General features: G+C 53.2%; 12 protein-coding genes and 1 pseudogene. 5 read left to right on the top strand and 8 right to left on the bottom strand.

The features are described 5' to 3' along the window. Positions 1–956: 956 nt before the first annotated feature. Positions 957–1,346 (bottom strand): annotated as a pseudogene (locus tag ACQ6WK_RS10840) (glycosyltransferase family 2 protein); the annotation flags it as partial. Positions 1,347–1,544: 198 nt separating this feature from the next. Between ACQ6WK_RS10840 and ACQ6WK_RS10835 the strand changes: the two are divergent. Beyond that, the gene (locus ACQ6WK_RS10835; RefSeq protein WP_432797401.1) at positions 1,545–2,786 is read left to right on the top strand and encodes a class I SAM-dependent methyltransferase; all 1,242 of its coding nucleotides are present in this window, start codon (positions 1,545–1,547) and stop codon (positions 2,784–2,786) included. A 157-nt stretch (positions 2,787–2,943) separates the two neighbouring features. Here ACQ6WK_RS10835 and ACQ6WK_RS10830 read toward each other — a convergent pair whose 3' ends face one another. From ACQ6WK_RS10830 to ACQ6WK_RS10815, 4 genes are all read right to left on the bottom strand, one after another. Continuing rightward, the gene (locus ACQ6WK_RS10830; protein WP_432797400.1) at positions 2,944–4,476 is read right to left on the bottom strand and encodes a flagellin; all 1,533 of its coding nucleotides are present in this window, start codon (positions 4,474–4,476) and stop codon (positions 2,944–2,946) included. A gap of 656 nt (positions 4,477–5,132) precedes the next feature. Next, the gene (locus ACQ6WK_RS10825) at positions 5,133–6,641 is read right to left on the bottom strand and encodes a flagellin (protein ID WP_432797399.1); all 1,509 of its coding nucleotides are present in this window, start codon (positions 6,639–6,641) and stop codon (positions 5,133–5,135) included. Positions 6,642–7,201: 560 nt separating this feature from the next. Beyond that, entirely contained in the window at positions 7,202–7,717 is a 516-nt protein-coding gene (locus ACQ6WK_RS10820; protein WP_432797398.1) for a response regulator, read from the bottom strand. Further along, positions 7,701–8,459, bottom strand: coding sequence for a TIGR04282 family arsenosugar biosynthesis glycosyltransferase (locus ACQ6WK_RS10815; protein ID WP_432797397.1), 759 nt, complete (start codon positions 8,457–8,459; stop codon positions 7,701–7,703). Before ACQ6WK_RS10815 ends, ACQ6WK_RS10820 begins: the two co-directional genes overlap by 17 nt. Positions 8,460–8,751: 292 nt before the next feature. On the opposite strand from ACQ6WK_RS10815, the gene ACQ6WK_RS10810 reads away from it, so the two are divergent. The 3 genes from ACQ6WK_RS10810 to hisD all read left to right on the top strand — a co-directional run bounded on the left by ACQ6WK_RS10810 (position 8,752) and on the right by hisD (position 12,514). Continuing rightward, positions 8,752–9,231, top strand: a complete 480-nt coding sequence (locus ACQ6WK_RS10810) for a hypothetical protein (protein WP_432797396.1) — start codon at positions 8,752–8,754, stop codon at positions 9,229–9,231. Between the two features lie 599 nt (positions 9,232–9,830). Next, positions 9,831–11,054 (top strand): DNA-processing protein DprA, encoded by a 1,224-nt coding sequence (dprA, locus tag ACQ6WK_RS10805; RefSeq protein WP_432797395.1) that lies wholly within the window; start codon positions 9,831–9,833, stop codon positions 11,052–11,054. 131 nt (positions 11,055–11,185) lie between these two features. Continuing rightward, positions 11,186–12,514, top strand: coding sequence for a histidinol dehydrogenase (gene hisD / locus ACQ6WK_RS10800; RefSeq protein WP_432797394.1), 1,329 nt, complete (start codon positions 11,186–11,188; stop codon positions 12,512–12,514). A 123-nt stretch (positions 12,515–12,637) separates the two neighbouring features. Here the strand turns inward: hisD and ACQ6WK_RS10795 are convergent, their stop codons facing one another. The 3 genes from ACQ6WK_RS10795 to ACQ6WK_RS10785 form a co-directional block, all read right to left on the bottom strand. Further along, positions 12,638–13,921, bottom strand: coding sequence for a hypothetical protein (locus ACQ6WK_RS10795; RefSeq protein WP_432797393.1), 1,284 nt, complete (start codon positions 13,919–13,921; stop codon positions 12,638–12,640). 310 nt (positions 13,922–14,231) lie between these two features. Continuing rightward, complete coding sequence (locus ACQ6WK_RS10790; protein ID WP_432797392.1) at positions 14,232–14,924, bottom strand: PH domain-containing protein; 693 nt, start codon at positions 14,922–14,924, stop codon at positions 14,232–14,234. A gap of 52 nt (positions 14,925–14,976) precedes the next feature. Beyond that, complete coding sequence (locus tag ACQ6WK_RS10785) at positions 14,977–15,582, bottom strand: phosphoribosyltransferase (RefSeq protein ID WP_432797391.1); 606 nt, start codon at positions 15,580–15,582, stop codon at positions 14,977–14,979. Positions 15,583–15,790: 208 nt separating this feature from the next. Here ACQ6WK_RS10785 and ACQ6WK_RS10780 point away from each other — a divergent pair, with 208 nt between their 5' ends. Next, a complete protein-coding gene (locus tag ACQ6WK_RS10780) occupies positions 15,791–17,740 on the top strand; it encodes a flagellar basal body P-ring protein FlgI (protein WP_432797390.1) in 1,950 nt (649 codons plus the stop codon). The last annotated feature ends 21 nt before the right edge of the window (positions 17,741–17,761 follow it).

Here is a 17,761-nt window from a genome sequence, read left to right as displayed (position 1 = left end):
TTGGGATGGTGTTCTAGTTGGTTAAAGATCGCTACTATGTCGGATTCGCCCGAAACAAGATCGGTCGGCGGTTGCGTGCGGATTGGCATGTGGTGATACGTTGGCTTGGGTGTGCCTTCGGGATACGATTGATTGTTAATGCAACGTTTAGACAGATTGATGCGAGCTATATCATCATCCACGCCAGCATAAGGGAGTGATTGTGTGGCAAAGATGTGCGACATCACCGAGGCGCCATGACCTATGATGGTTAGTCGCGGGCGATCCATCTTCGGCAGTTGTTTGAGTGCGGAGATCACAAATGATACGCGGGTGTTGATCTGTTTGGTTAGCTCGTCATCTTTGCCGTATTTGCCCCAGTCCGCATCTTCAAACGCAAGTTCGCCTGTAGATTGTTGTACGGTGGTGTTGTTACTGTCGGAGGCGGAGGAAAATGGTGGCCAGTCAGAGGGGTTGCCAAAGACGCGATGGTTCCAAAGTAGAGGTGTGCCTTTGTAACGATGATAAATCGCATCCAGGTCGGGTGCGATGCGATCAAACCCCCATTTTTCCCTGAAAATATCGAGAGTTTTGTGGATGCCAGAGAGTTCATCTGCTTCAGTGGAACGTTGTTCCCGCAAGCTATGGTTGTGTGTGAAGCTGATCGTTGGTACAGCAATACAGCTATAGCCTGCTTGTCTTACTCGCAATCCAAAATCAACGGTTTGTCCGCGGAGGATGTTTTCATCATAGCCATCGAGTTCGTCGTGAATGGTGCGCTTGGTGCAATAGAAACAACCCATGACATGATCAACTTCAAGTGGACGGGTGAAAGCCGATGGCGGGTAGCCCGCGCCGATGTGGTGATAGCCTTTGGGGTGCAGAAGCATGTCGCCGAAGGCATGCACATGGCCTTGGGGGGTGAGTTGCAGTGGGCCAACTGCGCCGAGAGTGTTAGGCGCATTATCGAAGATCGCGGTAAGAATCGAAGCCCAATTGAGAGTGTGGATGATGATGTCGCCATCGAGCCGCACGAGAATATCGCCAGATGAGGCTTCAACAAGTTTGTTAGCCGCGACCGACAGGATGCCGGAGTGTGGCTGTGTGATCAGTTTGGAAAGGATCGGTTTGCCTGCATTGATCGAGCCGACGGGAAACGTTTCGGTGGTGTAATCTTGCAGGGTTTGCAATGAGTCATCAGTGGAGCCGTCGTCGCAGGCGATGATCTCGAAGGGCGTAGTTTCGTCAGCGAGCGTGGTTGAAAGCGAAGTGAGCAGGTCGAGGATGAGATTGGTTTTTTGATCCGAGGAGGACTGGATGCCGTTGTTATAATTCGGGATGAGGATGGAGACGCGGGGGGTGTTCACGGGATGCTTCCTTGCAGGTGTGGGTTGGCAAATCCGTTTGCCGAATAAGCATTGGCGTGTTAACGCAGAGGTTTGTTACAATCTTAATCGAAAGCGTGGCAGGATGCCCGTTATTTTGCATCAGAAATCTGTTTCAAAGCTGTTTTATAGTTATTTTCTTACTTATCATCAAAACCATCATCAGGGACGAGGCGCGTTTTGAGTGAACCATCATCAGAATCAGGACAAGTGATTGAGGCGGCGCAGGGTACGCATTGGCAGTGGGAAGCCGATGGCGACATGGTTGTGGTCTGGCGGGGTGATGTGGATCTAAGCAGCATTGAGCCAACGGATTGGCGAGAACAGTTTCGAGAATTTCTCGGTTCATCAGCGGTCGTGAGTTTGGTTGGTGCAAAGCGGTTGACGGATAAAGAAGGTCAGGATTATGTCTTCTCGATGGGCGAGTTTGTTGTGCATCCCAAAGGGTTTCATCATCTGGGTAAAGGTGTACACGGCAAGTGTTACCGCTTTCCAGTAGAAGTTGATTGCGTTGCCGGTGGGGTCATGGCAATCAAGAAAGAAGTGTTCGAACGCATCGACGGGGAAGGATTGTTGGAAGGCGCGCTGAGCGGGGTGAATCTTGGTTTGGCGGTGCGGCAGGATAGCGGGCGATGTTTTGTGGTGCCGCGGGTGGTGGTGAAGGATGATAAGACGGTTGGGGCGGGGCAAGCGGAAAGCGAAAACTTCCGGGAACGATGGGGATTTGATTGGTTGATGTGTGATTTGGATGCAGCGAAGGAAGCGCATCATGGGGATGGGATCATTTGGAACATGAATGTGTATGCGGGTGGGTTGCCGTTTGAAAAGTATGACGAGCGAGGGGCGATGCATTGGGTGAGTTATCAGCAAAGCGATCCGTTTCGACAGCGCGCGGACAAGCTGTCAGAGATTGCGGCAGAAGTGACCGGTGCTGGCGGCAATGGTTTGTGTGTTGATCTTGGTTGTGGTGATGGGTTGTATTCGCATCTTGCGGCCAAGCGTGGTGTGAAAGTTTTGGGTGTTGATCCGGAAGAAAATGGGATCAAGCAGTCGCAAGAAATGACCGTGAAGCAGGATTATCCGCAAGATGCGCCGCGATTTGAATTAGGCGTGGGCGAGACATTGCCTGTGGGTGATGGTGAAGCGAGTGCGGTGATGATGCTGGATGTGATTGAGCATTTGCCGAACCCAATCGTGGTGCTGCGCGAGGCGGCACGGGCGCTGGGGCAGGGTGGTCATTTGCTGGTGGTGACGCCGGCGTGGCAGTATGGCGGGAGCAGTGATCCGGTGTATCACAATTTTGAATATACACAGGAAGAACTGGTGCGGCAGATGAATGCGATTGGTGGGATCGAAGTGGTGAATACTGGGAAAATTGGCGGTGTTTACCGGGATTTGGTGGTGATTGGGCGGAAATCTTAATCGTATAGTAATTGCAAATTTGAAGATTACATGTCTAATCATTGGTTAGGTATTTATATGCGCAAAAAGAAACGGCAGCTTGCGCTGCCGTTCCGCATCAGTGATCGGATGCCCGCGTGGGATTGCGGGACCTCCAAAATCGTTACTCAGGCTTAGCCTACTGGAGCAGTGAAAGAACTGCTTGTGGCTGTGCCTTGGAGATCGAGAGAACCTGCTGTGCGGACTGCACGAGGATCTGTGATCTCGTAAGTGCTGCGGTTTCAGACGCGAAGTCTGTGTCGCGGATGGACGATTCAGCAGCACTGGTGTTTTCAAGTGCGACACCGAGTGAACGGATGGTCGAGCCAATGGTATTCTTCTGGAAGGCACCGAGGCGGCCACGGAGAGAAGAAACCTGATTGATGGCGGAGTCGACGATGTCTTGAGCTTTGGCGAGGTTGCCGTTCTCAAGGTTGGCACCCTTGGAGGAGCCGAGTTCATCGAGGAAGCCGGTGGAAAGTGAACCGAGGTTACGCACGGTAACGTTGCTGATTCCGAGTGTGGCCTGGTTGATGATGTCGACGTTAGGTCCGAGGTTGAACTTCGCACCGCCGCCGTCGATGGTGAACGCAGGGTTTACACCGCCGATGGAACCAAGGGTTTGTGCACCTGTTTCCGAGAGCTGGAACTGCGTGTCGAGATGGTCGGTTGTAACCTTGACAACGCGGCCCTTGGAGGTTGCGGTGATACCGTTGACGATGGCACCGACGTCGAGCCCACTGTCACGGATTGGGTTTGAGCCTTTGAGTGCAGCGAATGTTTGAGCTACAGCAGCTTCTGCATCATCTTCGTTCTTGGCTTCAAGATTGTAGACGCCGACGGTTGCTTTACCGACGTTTACATCGCTGTCTTCGATGACTTTGACGGAAACGAATTCGTCAGAGCCGTACTCGGTTGACTTGAGTGCGATACCTGTACCTGATGTTGCAGCGGAAACGCCGGTGACATCCGAGAAAGTGTTGATGGCTTTTGCGATGTCTGTGATCGCGGTGTCAGAAGCAAAGGTGAACTGACGTGAGCCTTCAGCTCCAGCGACTTCAAAGACGAAGCTGCCGTTGGTATCATTCAGGTCGATGTTAGCTTGGTCCAGCGACAGGAAAAGACCTGCATGCTGAGCAGACTGTGTGACGAGTACGTTAACGTCACGGTTTTCACCGTAAGCTGTTTTTGCGGCATTGACTTGCACGGACTCAATGTTGGCGTTTTGGCCAGAGATCGTGAAGTCATATGTGCCGTTAAGAAGCTTCGTGCCTTGGAAAGAAGTCGAAGAAGCGATGCGGTCGACTGTCTCGAGGATCGAGTCGATCTGCAATTGGTTCGCTTTCTTTTCTTCTGTAGAAAGGCCGGCTTCGTTGGAGGATTGGGTTACAAGTGACTGCACTTCAAGGAGAAGTGAGTTGATTTCTTGCAAACCACCTTCAGCGATGTTGACGACCTGGTCGGCACGTTCTGCGTTTGAGATCGCAGCCGTAATGGATGCTTTTTCAGATCGCAGATTTTCTGAAGCGATTAGGCCAGCTGGGTCGTCCGCACCACGGTTGATGCGGAGGCCGGTGCTGAGTCGTTCAAGCGAAGTGTTGAGCGACTTGTTTTGCTGGCCAAGGATTCTTTGTGAAAGAAGAGATTGTACGTTTGTATTAATGCGGGTCATGGTTTAGGTCCTCCGTGAACACGCGATCTCGTGTTACGTTCTTGTATGTTGGTGCCGAATATTGAATGGCACTGCTTCCTGCGGAACGCTCACGGATCTCCGATCCGATCTGATGCTTTTTTTGAAACGAAAGAGAATTGTTCGAATTATCCGTTGTCGTCGTATGGGGTGTCCTTACCTCATGAGTTACTCCTTCCACCGTCCGTGGTGGGTATGGCGATGGGCTGGTGGGCCACGTTCGCCGTCCATTTGCATCCTGCGGATTGTCATTCGAAGCGTCGGGGTGCTCCACCCGTCTGCACGAGTTTGATCGGGAAGAAATGTGCCTGCCGACCACCGTAGGATTAAAGATTTTTTATCGGAACCGAACATTGGTTTTCCTTTTTGAGGGTCTTGGTACTTTGTGCAACCCTGTCAGGTGGGATGATCGTCATAACCGGTACAGGCCTTAACTTCCTCCTAAGTGAAACAACCGAAATAATGGAAAAAACCGGCAAAGTAGGCTCAGATTGCCTGCTTTACCGGATTGATAACTTTGATGGACGTAGATAACACGTGTGGACCTAAGCGCTGAATAGAGGTGAAGTGTGGGCGCACAAAAAAAGACGGCCATGAGGCCGTCTTTTTATTATTGGACGTTAGCGTGAGCTTTTCGCTTATCCGAGCAGCTGCAGAGCCTGCTGTGGTTGTGCTTTTGAGATGGCGAGCACGTTTGATGCTGCCTGCACGAGGATCTGCGAGCGGGTCAGGGCCGCGGTTTCTGAAGCGAAGTCGGTGTCACGGATGGCCGATTCAGCTGCGGAGACGTTTTCGAGTGCAACGCCGAGTGAATTGATGGTCGAACCGATGACGTTCTTCTGGAAGGAACCGAGACGGCCGCGGAGTGCGGAAACATCTTTGATGGCGCTGTTCACGACATCTTGTGCCTGTCCGAGGTCACCGTCGATGAGGTTCAAGGTACCTGCACCGCCGAGATCGGAGAGCGAAAGCTTCTTGGTGCCGTCAAGGGTGGTGCCCAGTTTACGTGCCGAGACGTCTGAGATACCCAGTCGGACCTGGTTGTTGGCGTCGATTTCTGGCCCGAGGTTGAACTTCGCACCACCGCCAGAGACCTTGAAGAGGTCGATGGAACCGATGGCTGTTGCACCACCCGCAGTGAGTGTTGCGTTGAGGTCAAGTGCATCGGACTTGATGTCGAGAACGAGGCCTTTACCACGTGCTTTGGAACCGTTGATGGTGCCGCCGACGTCTTGGCCGTCGTCACGAATCGGGCTGCTGACAGCATCGTAGTCTGTACCGGCACCGGTGGCTTCGTTTTCGTTGGTTGCGTCAAGTGTGTAGACACCACCGTCCTGGCCCGCATCGTCGATGACATCGACGGAGACGAACTGGTCTGAGCCGTATTCAGTAGACTTCAGGGAGATGCCGGTACCGGATACGTCAGCTGAGACGCCGAGGCTCTCTTTGAAGTTGTTGATCTGCTTGGCCACGTCGGTGATAGCGGTCCCGGAAGCAAAGCTGAAACGACGGGCGCCGAGTGAGCCACCGATTTCGATGGTGAACGGTTCGGCTGGGGTGTCGTCGAGCACGAGGTTGGCGGTGTCCAATGAGAGGAAGACGCCTGCGTGCTGTGCGGACTGGGTGATGGCAGCTTTGACTTCAAGGGCGGAGTCGCCAATCTTGGCTGCGTTGATGTTGTAGTCTTGAACCTTGGCGTCAAGTGATTCGATTTGGAAATCGAACTTGCCGTTCAGGAGCTTGGTGCCCTGGAAGGTTGTGGTTGAGGAGATACGGTCAATCGTCTGCAGGATCGCGTCGACCTGCTGCTGATTGGCTTCTTTTTCCTCAGCTGATAGGCCGGCTTCGTTGGCTGTCTGTGAGACGAGCGACTGAACTTCGGTGAGCAGGGAGTTGATTTCCTGCAGGCCACCTTCAGCGACGTTCACGACCTGGTCGGCACGTTCAGCGTTTGAGATCGCGGCACCAATGGCTGCTTTCTCAGAGCGCAGGTTTTCAGAAGCGATCAAACCCGCGGGGTCATCACCGCCGCCGTTGATACGCAAACCTGTGCTGAGACGCTCGAGTGATGTGCTCAGAGATTTGTTTTGGTTGTTGTAAATGCGCTGTGAGATAAGCGAACTGACGTTTGTGTTGATCCGGCTCATGCTAACTGTCCTCCAATTTCACGTCCGATTTGAATGTTGCAGGCGCTTGCGTGGGTCTAACAATGACTGACTTGGCGAAGCTCATTCTTTTCGGCACTGTTTTTGAAATGCTGGATCCGTTCGACCAGACCCCTGACGTTTCAGTTTCAGATCTTTGCCTGAATCGCTAATCCGGCAGGGATTCGAATCAGCGGGATGCTTTGGTATGAGTGTGGCCTGGTCGACGCCATGAACTCATCCAGTCGGGACCGACTTGATCGCGACGCATTTGACATCGTCGTGGGGACGCAAGGAAATAACATGCGGGGTTAAAGTGGGAGGATGTTTTGATGTGATTGAGTGGTGCAGATGTCACAGACGTTACAGCCGGTACGGTTTAACGCCTAAGGCAGGAAGGGATATGGCTTGTTATTGCGTAATAACAAGTAGAGATATGCGTTATTCGGTATGCACGATCGATCTAAAACTTAATCATAGGAAAGAGGTAGCGCTTGATCAGTGGCGATCAATTTAATGGGAGAGAGGCGAGCTGAATAGGGGAGAGGACGTTCCGAGGATCGTTATTCGGACGTTTGATCTTTGTTGCGTTCGAGGTCCTTAATATAAGCTTCGGTGCGGTCGAGTTCACGTTTAAGGTGACGAACACGCAAGAGAGATTTGACGCGGGTAAGCAGCTCGAGCTTGTTGACGGGTTTGGTGACAAAGTCGTCGGTGCCTGATTCGACACCGCGTTCGATGTCGCCGAGTTCGTTTAGGGCGGTGACCATCATAATGGGGATGGCGCGCGTGGCGGGATCGTCTTTGAGCTTGCGGCAGACTTCGAAACCGGACATACGGGGCATCATGATGTCCAAGAGGATGAGGTCGGGGAGGGTGTTGTCGGGGTTATCGATGTAAGCAATAGCTTCTATGCCGTCGGCGGCGGTGCTGATTTTGCAGGGTAGCGCGTCGAGGTAAGCTTGCAGAAGTTCGACGTTTTGCTCGTTGTCGTCGACGATGAGGATGTGCGAAGTCGAGAGATCAAATTCGAGTGATTCTTCAGCAGGGGAATTGGTTGTGTCAATCGGCGTATTCATGGGAGGGGTTCCCTGTGATTTTGATTAAGGATTGATGTAGCGCGGCCAGTGCGGGATCGTGGGTTTGGGCGGTTCGCTGGATGAGGTTATGGAGATCTTGGTGTGTGTCAACATCGAACCAAGATTGGCGTTCGCTGTATTGTAGGCCGGTGTTTTGAGCGGCTTGGATTGTCTGATGGTACACGGCATCGGTGCCCCAGTCGATATTCTGGATGAGTTGTGGGAAGTAATCGCGGACAAGCAAAGTCCAGTATCCACCGTCTGAGACCGGGCCGATGGCGGTTTGCGTGTTGGTGGTTTGGAAGAGAGTGAGGCTGGTGGCGAGTTCGGTTAAGGGCAAGTCGGGTGAGTCGGCGCCGAGGAAAACCACAGGGTGGTGTGGTGGGATGGATTGCCAAACGTGGCCGAGTCGGTCACCGAGGTTGCCATCACCTTGGTCGGTGATTTTGAGATCCGTGGGGATGGGAATTTGGAGGGCGGGATCATCGTTGAAGTGGTCTGCGTGGAGGGTGCAAGTATTTGAAGCATCAGAGGTTGAAGTGATGAAGTTGGTGTAGGTGTGCTGATCAATACCGGCGAGTGCGAGGTGGATTTGGGGTTGTGGGGATTGATCTTGTGCCCAATCGGTGAGGCGAGTAAGTAGGCAATTCAGGCACGCGGCATGAACTTTGGCGGCTTGCAGAGGGGTGAGGTTGGGGGTGAGCCGGGTTTTGACGCGGCCGGGGACGGGAGGCTTGGCCATGACGACGATCTGGGGGCGGCTTGATGATGCGGAATCTGCGGAAAATTTTGATTTAAGTTTATTCATATTTGGGACTTATGGTGGCGTGGCGGTTGCAGAGCATGTTTGCTTTTAGTTGATTTTGTGCGTATAGTACCGTGTTCGCAACCCGTTAGAGAGAAAATGCTCGAATGGCGGGGTGTGAGGGGGATGTGGGTTGTTGGGCCGTTTCAAGGCGTGGTGAAACGTCTGTGAGGCCTGTGGGTTGGCGGGGGAATCGAAACACTGTTATTGAAACGGAAAGACGCAGCCTATGAGTGCGACAAGCGCGAATACAAGACTGGCGTGGGAAGACCACTGGGTAAAGCCGAACTTCAAGACACTGATGAGTGTGTATGACCCGGCGGGTAAGAAGAAGGTGCTTGATCAATTGATCAAGAACTTTACGGAGTTCGAGGGGATTCGCCGCGAGATCATCTGGTACGGTGCCGCTTGGAAGTGGGCAGAGCAGTACACGCTGGTGAATGAAAAAGGGAACGATGTTGAGGTGATGGCATACTTTGTGCCGAACCCAGAGACACCCGTGATTTGTGTGCCGCTGCGTGATGAGATTATTGCGTCGCTGCCGATCAAGCGGTTGAACAAATTTATCCGTGAAGGCATCCGCAGTGCGACGAACAAGTGCGCGGTGGAAGTGCATTGGGCGATGTGGTCGCCGAGTGCCTCGACAGAAGTCGAACACCTGACGGACTTGTATAAGCGGAAGTATAAATTCCTGACTGGGACAAAGTAGTTCCTTCAGTTGGAATGTTGAAATCAATGAAGCGAGTGTCAGAAATGATGCTCGTTTTTTTATGACGTTGTGAAGATAGGGATGAATGGCGAGTGACTTTGGGGGGTATTGTGATGTGTATGTAGAAGAGGGTGATAGACAGGACGGAATTTCATTGACGTGGTGAGATTAGCTTCGGTAAAATAAGGGTGCAGTGGCCTTACAACGGCGAGATCGGCGTTGTGACGAGAACTGATGTGTTGCGTAAGACGTTACGCAGCGTAAAGAATCCGGCGACGCAGAGCCGGCCGAGTCAGTCGGTGATTTGGCGGCGAGGCGCGACGGCTGGAGTAACCTTTTTACGAAGGAGGTGATTTAGTGATTGATTATCAATGTATGAGCGGGAGTGCCCCGGCTTAGGCTGGCGCGTCCAAGTTCTTTAGAGCGTTGGTACGCATGCATGGCTGGCTGAAAAAGCTGGGCTGTGACGATGCACTCCCCGATACCGACCTACGGCCCACCTATCACGGTGGGCCTTTTTTGTGCACGATTTGGTGATCTCCAGTGCGTGTGTGCTAGAAATGATTTTAAGGCTAACGGGTGTTTGGTAAACTTTTGTGATGAGCAAGGAAGAGAAAGAGATTTTGGCGGAGCTGGTGATGGTGTTGGCGAAGGGGATCGGCCCGAAGACGGGGGATAAATTGGTTGACGCGATGGGAAGTGCGTCAGCGGCTATTGGTGCAGATATTGATGCATTGGTGAAGGTGGGGGGGATGACGCTGAAAAGTGCGACGAAGGTACGTGGGGCGATCAAGACGGTATTGGATGAGAAGGCGCATGAGCAAGAGTATGAGATTGTTGCGAAGCATGGGGCGCGATTGGTGTGTGTGTGGGATCATGACTACCCGAGATTGATGCGGCCGGTGACGGGGCGGCCACGGATTCTGTGGGTGAAGGGGGAGATGCAAGTTAGAGATGCGGTGAGCTTGGCGGTGGTGGGCGCGCGGAAGTGCAGCACTTATGGTAGAGAACAGGCGGCGCGTTTTGCAGGGCAGGTTGCGGCGGCGGGCGTGTGTGTGGTGAGCGGCGGCGCGAAGGGGATCGACAGTGCGGCTCATTGGGCGGCGCTTCAAGCAGGCGGAAGGACGATTGCGGTGTTGGGTTCGGGGCTGGGCAAGCCGTATCCGAAGGACAATATTGAGCTGTTCGGAAAGATTGTGCATGAGCAGGGCGGCTCAGTTATGAGTGAATATCCGATGATGCGCGGGCCGCAGGCAGAGAACTTTCCAGCAAGGAACAGGATCATTGCCGCAATGACAATGGGGACGTTGGTGGTGGAAGCGGCGAAGCGAAGTGGGGCGCTGATCACCGCGCGGCAGGCCAACGAAATGGGTAGAGAAGTGATGGCGGTGCCGGGGCGGGTAGATTCGGCGGTAAGTGGTGGATGTCATGAGATGATCAAAGGTGGATGGGCGCAGATGGTGACTAGCGGGGCAGAGGTGCTGGATGTGATGATGGAACAGGAAATGGTATTGCAGGGAGGTGATGAGGTGCTGGCAGGGCAGCTTGAAAAAGATGGCTTGTCGTCAGGTGACATGGATGGTAAGTCTCTCGACGAGATGGGGGGCACTGTGGAGGAGCAAGTAGTCGGTGTGATTGAGCAGGGGTATAGCGAAAGTCAGAGATTGGTCTTGGTCATGCTGGAGGGCGGGGGACGATCATTTGATGAACTGGTAGCGATGACGGAGTTGGAGGCGGGTGTTTTGCAAGGGGAGTTGACGATGTTGGAGATTCGCGGGGCAGTGAAGCGGGCTGGCGGGGGGGTGTATCAGCGAAAGTCATGATTTGCCGCGTGAATCAATGGCTTAGAGGTGTATGAGGTGCGGGGAGGGTGTATCATATTGTTCTTGGATGAGGGGATTAGGTGCAGGTTGGTGGTGATATAAACAATATTGGATATGAAAGTGGCTGAGCGATGTTTCCAGTTTTTGATGTGAATACGCAAGCGGGTAAGCAGGGATATAACGCGGTTTTGGTGCGCCTGAAGGACACAGCTTCGCTAGGTAGTGATGCGGCGAAGGTGGTGGGTGAGGTGATGACTGATGTGCGCGAGTACGGTGACGCGGCTGTGGTGAAGTACATGCAGAAGTGGACGGACCCGGGTTTTGATGCAAGCCGGATACGGGTATCTAAGCGCGAGTTAGACGAAGCGGAAGCAGAATTGAAGCCGGAGATGCGTGAGGCGCTTGAGGCATCGATCGCGAACGTGCTTGAATATCAGAAGCATGTTTGTCCGAAAGATGCGGATGTGATTGAGATTGATGGGGCGGAGTTAGGGATGCGGTTTACGCCAGTAGAGAGTGTGGGGTGTTTGGTGCCGGGTGGGACGGCGGTGCTGTTTTCGACGCTGATCATGACGGCGGTGCCGGCGATTGCGGCGGGTGTGCCGGTGGAAAATATCTCAGTTGTGTCACCACCCCCTACGCGGATTGGTGATGAAGAAGCGGGTGATATTTCGCCGTTGGTGCTCGCAACTTGCAAGCTGATTGGGATCGAGAAGGTGTACCGGATTGGTGGGGCGCAGGGTGTTGCCGCGCTTGGGTATGGGACGGAAAGTGTTGAGAAGGTGGAGATGATTGTCGGCCCGGGCAATGTGTTCGTGCAGTTAGCGAAGGGGATGCTCGGCGGGGCGTGTGGGAGTGACAACGGGTTCTACGGTCCGAGCGAAATCGTGACGCTGGCGGATTCAAGTGCGAGGATTGAGTGTGTGGCGGCGGATTTGATCGCGCAGGCGGAACACAATCCGGGGAAGTGTTTCTTGGTGGCGTGGGATAGAGAAGTGATTGATGGGATTGTTGGTGAGGTGAAATCGCAGCTATCAAGACGCAAGCGCGTGGAGGCGATTGACCGTGCGCTGGAAACGGAGAGCTGCGCTGTGCTTGCGAAGGACAAGGATGAAGCGATTGCGTATGCGAATGAGATTGCGTGTGAGCACGTGAATCTTGCTGTGGCAGATGCGAATAAAGTCTTGCCGCAGATAAAGCATGCGGGTGAGATTTTTGTGGGGGATCAAACACCGGTGGCGGCGGGGGATTATTATGCCGGTCCGAGCCATACGCTGCCGACGGGGACAACGGCGAGGTTTACAAGTGGGCTGAGCGCGTACACCTTTTTGAAGCGGACGGGGACGGTGTGTTATCCGAACGGGATGAGCGAGAAGACAATGCGGCACATTGCGATGCTGGCAGAGGCGGAGGGTTTGGATGGGCATGCCGAGAGTGTGCGAGTTCGTGGCCGGAAATAGTTATAGAAAATAACTGCGAAAGTAGATATTAGAATTGATTGCGGTTGCAATGCTGAATAAATAAAAAAGCCGATGTGTGATGCATCGGCTTTCTCTTTGTGTGTGTTGTTTTTTAATTCTTGGTTAGATGGATGGTGTTTGAGTGCGTTTGCGGGAAAGGAGAGGGAAGGTTGCGAGTGTGAAGAGGATGGCGGTGGTGGGTTCGGGGATGGTGGTGAGGTCGTAGATGTAGGCGGCACCAGCTTCGGGGTAGACAACGAGATTTTTTCTAAATGCGCCGACAATGGCGTTTGTGCCATCGATGTCGACTGAGACGCCGAAGCGGTCACCGGCGCGCGCGTTGGATGAGGTGATTTTTGATTGTGTGATATCTAACGGATTTGAGATATCGAAGAAGTAAGCGGAGCCAGAGCTGTCACCGTCGTCGTCGTTGTTGGGTGCGCCGACGATGACGCTTCTGCCGTCGATGGCGACGGACCAGCCGAAGTTATCGCCTGCAGTGCCATCGTCTGCGGTGAGTTTGACGAGCTGGTTGCCGGTGTGGATGTCGAAGATGTAGGCGGCGCCGGTGTTGCTGTTGTCGCCGTTTGCGCCGATGACTGCGAGGCTTCCGGAGACGGCAACGGAGCGGCCAAATTTATCGTTGGCGGCGATGTCGTCTGACAATAGTTTTGTTTCGCCAATGTTGTTGAGGTCGGAGAAGTTGTAGAGGTAGGCAGCCCCGGTTTCGTTTTCATCTCGGACAGCGCCGACAAGTGCGGTGTTGCCGGAGATACTGACGGCATTGCCGAAGTGATCGAAACCATCGCCATCGCTTGCGGTAAGTTTGGCGATCTGGCCACCTGATACGGCATCGAACAAGTAAGCTGCGCCGTGGGGGTTGTTTGGAGGGGAATCGGTATTGAGCGGTGCGCCGACGATGACAGTTCTATCAAAGATGTCGACGGATGTGCCGAAGTTTGCGCCACCTGCGACGCCGTTTGGATTGAGCTTGTGGATTTGTGCGCCGGTGGTTGCGTTGTGGATGTAGGCTGATCCACCACTGGAGAAGCCGCCCGAAAACTCTTTGGGCGCGCCTGAGACGATGATGTTGTTTTGTATGGCAACGGCGGTGCCGAATTCTGCGTGGGCGACTGTGGGTGAAGATTCAATGATGCGCTGGCTGTTGCCTGTGGTCGCGTCAAAAACGAATGCTTCGCCGGGATTGGCTGTTTCGTGGCGTGGTTCGCCGACAATGGCAGTGTTACCATCGATGGCGACGGAGGTGCCGAAGCGGTCTTCTATTCTGTGGTTGGGATCGAATAGGTAGATTTCGGAGATGGCTGCGCTGGTGATGGATGTGGCTAAGAGGCCGATGGTGATACCGAGCAAGTTGCATGTATAGCGTGAAGTTGAATGAAGTTGCATGATGTCTCCCTCTACCTATTGATAGATCGTGTTAACAAAGAAATAGATGCTGTACGATCAATGAACACAGGCGAAATTAAAGAGATGTTCATCAGCCGTTGGTTGTTTTGGGGATGAGTCGATAAGTTGAAAACCCCAAACAATGTTTCATAATTTACCTGCCGAGCCGTTGATCGACAAGGAATTAAGGAAACATGCTTAGCTTGTTTAAGAATCGTTTGTGAAGTGTGCGGCCATATTTCATAGCACGGAGAAGGTTTTGTGAAGCAAGGTAAACTTGGTTGGATAGAGTAGATACTGGGATGATTTTTTAGATGCGGGAGGAGGGGCCGTTTCGAGGTGAGTAGCGGTTGATGGTTTTGATGATGGTTTGCTGCACTTCAAATGGACGATCGATCATGACCCAGTAGGCATCAACGAAGCCCGTGCCGGCGGTGGCGAAGGCGATGGTGCCGAGGCCGGTGAGCTGTTCGCGGATGGAGCGGATGACTTCGGTTTGTTGGATGTTAGAGAGGGGGGTTTCGTAAACTTGTACGCGGGTGACACCTTTGATGCGGATGATGCGCTGGTCGGTGAGGATGTATGTGCGTGAGAGCCATTCGATGAATTGCCATGAGATGCGGGCGAGGATGAGGAGGACGCCAAGGATGACGATGTCGCGGGCGGACATGAAGTTCAAGTACTGGTTGGTGACAAATAGCAGGACGGTGGCAAGTGCAATGAGGACGAGGATACGCAACGGGGCGAGGACGATGTAGAGGGGCGAGGGTTTGATGAGTAGGATGATGATTTCGCCGGGCTGAATGATGTTGGCTGGAATCAAGGCGCCTGTGTGGATCTTGGTTTCGATGTCGGGGTTGAGTGAGTCGTCGGCGCAGCCTTCGGTGGGCGAGGCGGTAAAGGGAGTCTTGATTTTGGTTGCGTCTAAGCGAGAGATAGATGGCGCGGGGGTTGGGCTTGTGCGTGGGAGGGCGGGTTTGGATGTGGCGGTGATCAGGTTCATGGTGTGGCCGAGTGTTTATGAAATTGGGAAGCGAACCTGTAATGATTATTGGTTAGCTGCTTGAACTATTTTCGTAAACTTCGGGTTTGAGCGTACAGATTTCAGGGAGGTTTCGATAATAATCGTCGTAGTCGAGCCCGTAGCCGATGACAAACTCGTCTGGGATGTCGAAGGCGACATATTCGCACGGCTCGGCGAGGGCTTCGGGGCGTTGTTTGCGAAGGAGCATACAAGAGCGGATAGAATTGGGGTTGCGTTCAGATAGGATGTTTTTGACGAGCCGGAGTGTGTTGCCGGAGTCGAGGATGTCATCGATGATGAGGACGTGGTGGCCGGTGAGATTGTCGGGGAGGCGGGTGAGTGCGGCTTCAACAGAAGCGCCTTTGGTGGATGTGGATGTGCCGGGGTATGAGGTGATGGACATGACGCGGATTTGCATTTTGATTGGGAGGCGGCGGATGAGGTCGGCGACGAATATGATCGAGCCAGTGAGGATAGGGACGAGGGTAATGTCAGGGATGATGGGGGTGCCATTCTTGGGGCATGGCGACGCGTCGGCGAGAATGTCGTCATAGATCTCTTTGGCGAGTTGGTCGAGCCGCTCGTCGATCTCGTCACGTGAGATGAGGACTTTCTCAATGTCTTGTTGCATAGGCATGGTGCATAGTTTAGCAGGGGGAGGGGTATTGTGATGGATGTGTGACGAAAATGACTGATGTTTCTGTGCTGCCGTCTATCAAGGCAGCGTGGCAAGGAAGACGTGGGCGGCTAAAAAGATCTTGACCAGGTGAGAGGGATATTCGACAATATGAGACCCACAAGTATTTTCCCACCAATAGGTTCGCGGGTAATGGATGGACAATCATATGAAGAAAAACTCGGTGCGTGTGCATCTGCGTTATCGTGGTGTTTTATGTTTTGGTTTGCTGGTGGCAGCGAGTGTGCTGTCGTTGGCGTTCACGGGTTGTTCCGCGAAGAAGAAGCCGGGCCGGGCACCGGGAGCTGCACCGCCGCCGCTGTTTACGGGGCCGGGGTATCTGCACAATACGGTGGGGTCTTTGGCTCAGATCGACGGTTATACGCCGATGTTGGTGTCGAATCACAGTTTGATTGTGGACTTACCTGAAACGGGTTCGCGGCAGGTGCCGTTGGAATTGCGTCAGGTGTTGATCAATGAATTGCGGAAGCAAGGTGTGGGGTCTGCATCAAAAGGGATGCGATGGTTGAGTCCTGAGCGGATGTTGAATGACAAGGGTAGCGCAGTGGTGGCGGTACAGGGATTCATTCCGCCCGGCGCGATACCAGGGACTAAGTTCGATTTGTTGGTGTCGGCATTGCCGGGAACAGACACGACGAGTTTGGCGGGAGGGCGATTGTGGCGCACGAAGTTGGCAGTACTTGGGACAGAGTTGGCTGGCCGGTATATCCATGAAGAAGCTGATGCGATTGGGCCGGTGTACATGAACCCGCTGTACCATAATGAAGAGGGCTCGAAGGCTAAGCGAACTTTTCAACGGCAAGCGATTGTGATTGGCGGTGGAACCGTGACGCGCAAACGTGAGTTGCGGTTGGTATTGAATCAGCCAAGCTCGATGCGTGCACGATTGATTTCGAACCGTATCAATGAAAAATTTGGTGAGATTACAGACCGAGCTGACTTGGCAAAGCCGGCGAATCAATCGCGGATCGATATTAATGTTCCGAAGCGTTGGATGTATCAGACTGAAGAGTTGATGCGGTTGATCATGTCAACGTACTTGGAGGTAAGTCCGGGTTTTGAAGAGCGAAAAGCGGCTCAGTTAGTGAAAGTGCTTGAGAAGAACCCATCGGAGGAAAAGCGTGTTTCGTATGCATGGCGAGCGCTTGGAAAAATGTCTTTGCCAGTGCTGAAGCTGATTTATGACAGCCCGAAGCCACATGTACAACGAGCAGCGCTTGCGGCAGGTGCTTGGTTGGGCGATGAAACGACTACACAGTACTTGGCGAATTATGCCAAGAGTGAAGATATGGCAACACGGAAGTTTGCGGCCGAGCAAATGATGTTTCTGGCAAAATCAATCCGTGGCGAAGCTATTATGAGCCAGCTGCTGGATGATGTGGTACTTGAGGTTCGTGTTGCGGCGTACGAATCGTTGGCAGTGAATAATCATCAGTTGCTTGAACGGTATGTGGTAAAGGACAAGATGGGTGGGGTGAAGTTCATCGTGGACAGGATTGAAGGTGTGACGCGGCCGATGATTTACGTGACGCATCGTACGGGTGTGCCACGGATCGTATTGTTTAACTCGCAACTGCGTCTTGATGATGTTGGATTTGGTGCGCTGTGGAACAATCGGTTGATGGTACGGAGTGATGGCCAGGGTGTGGCGACAGTGTATTACATGCCGACAAAACGTGAACGTGTGTTAGCACTGAGTGAAGGAGAGAAGACACCTAAGTCGGAGGGCCAGCAGTTTACGATTGATTCGACGGTAGCGTCGTTGATTTATGTGCTGAGCCATCGGACGAATATGGATGATCCAAATCCCGGCTTGAACCTGACGTATAGCCAAGTGGTGGACACACTGTATGTATTGAGCAAGTCGGGATACATCGATGCACCGATTGAACTTGAGCTGAGTCCATTGCAGAAGCTGATCGATGCGTATGAGCAGGAAGAAGATCTGTCGATCCAGCGTCAGGAAACCGCAGATGCAGAAACCGATGACGGTGTGAGCGAGGTGACTGAGGGGTTGCCCACAGCACCGCAGAGCGGCCGACCTGATACGATGCGAGCCGAGACTGAGGCGAGCGATGAGCCGGATGTGGAAAAATAAGCTGATTGAAGAGCCCTTCGG

Source organism: Poriferisphaera sp. WC338 (genome assembly GCF_050931845.1).
Lineage (GTDB): Bacteria > Planctomycetota > Phycisphaerae > Phycisphaerales > Phycisphaeraceae > Poriferisphaera.
Note: the sequence above shows the minus strand (reverse complement) of the source record. Positions and strands in the feature narration are given on the sequence as shown.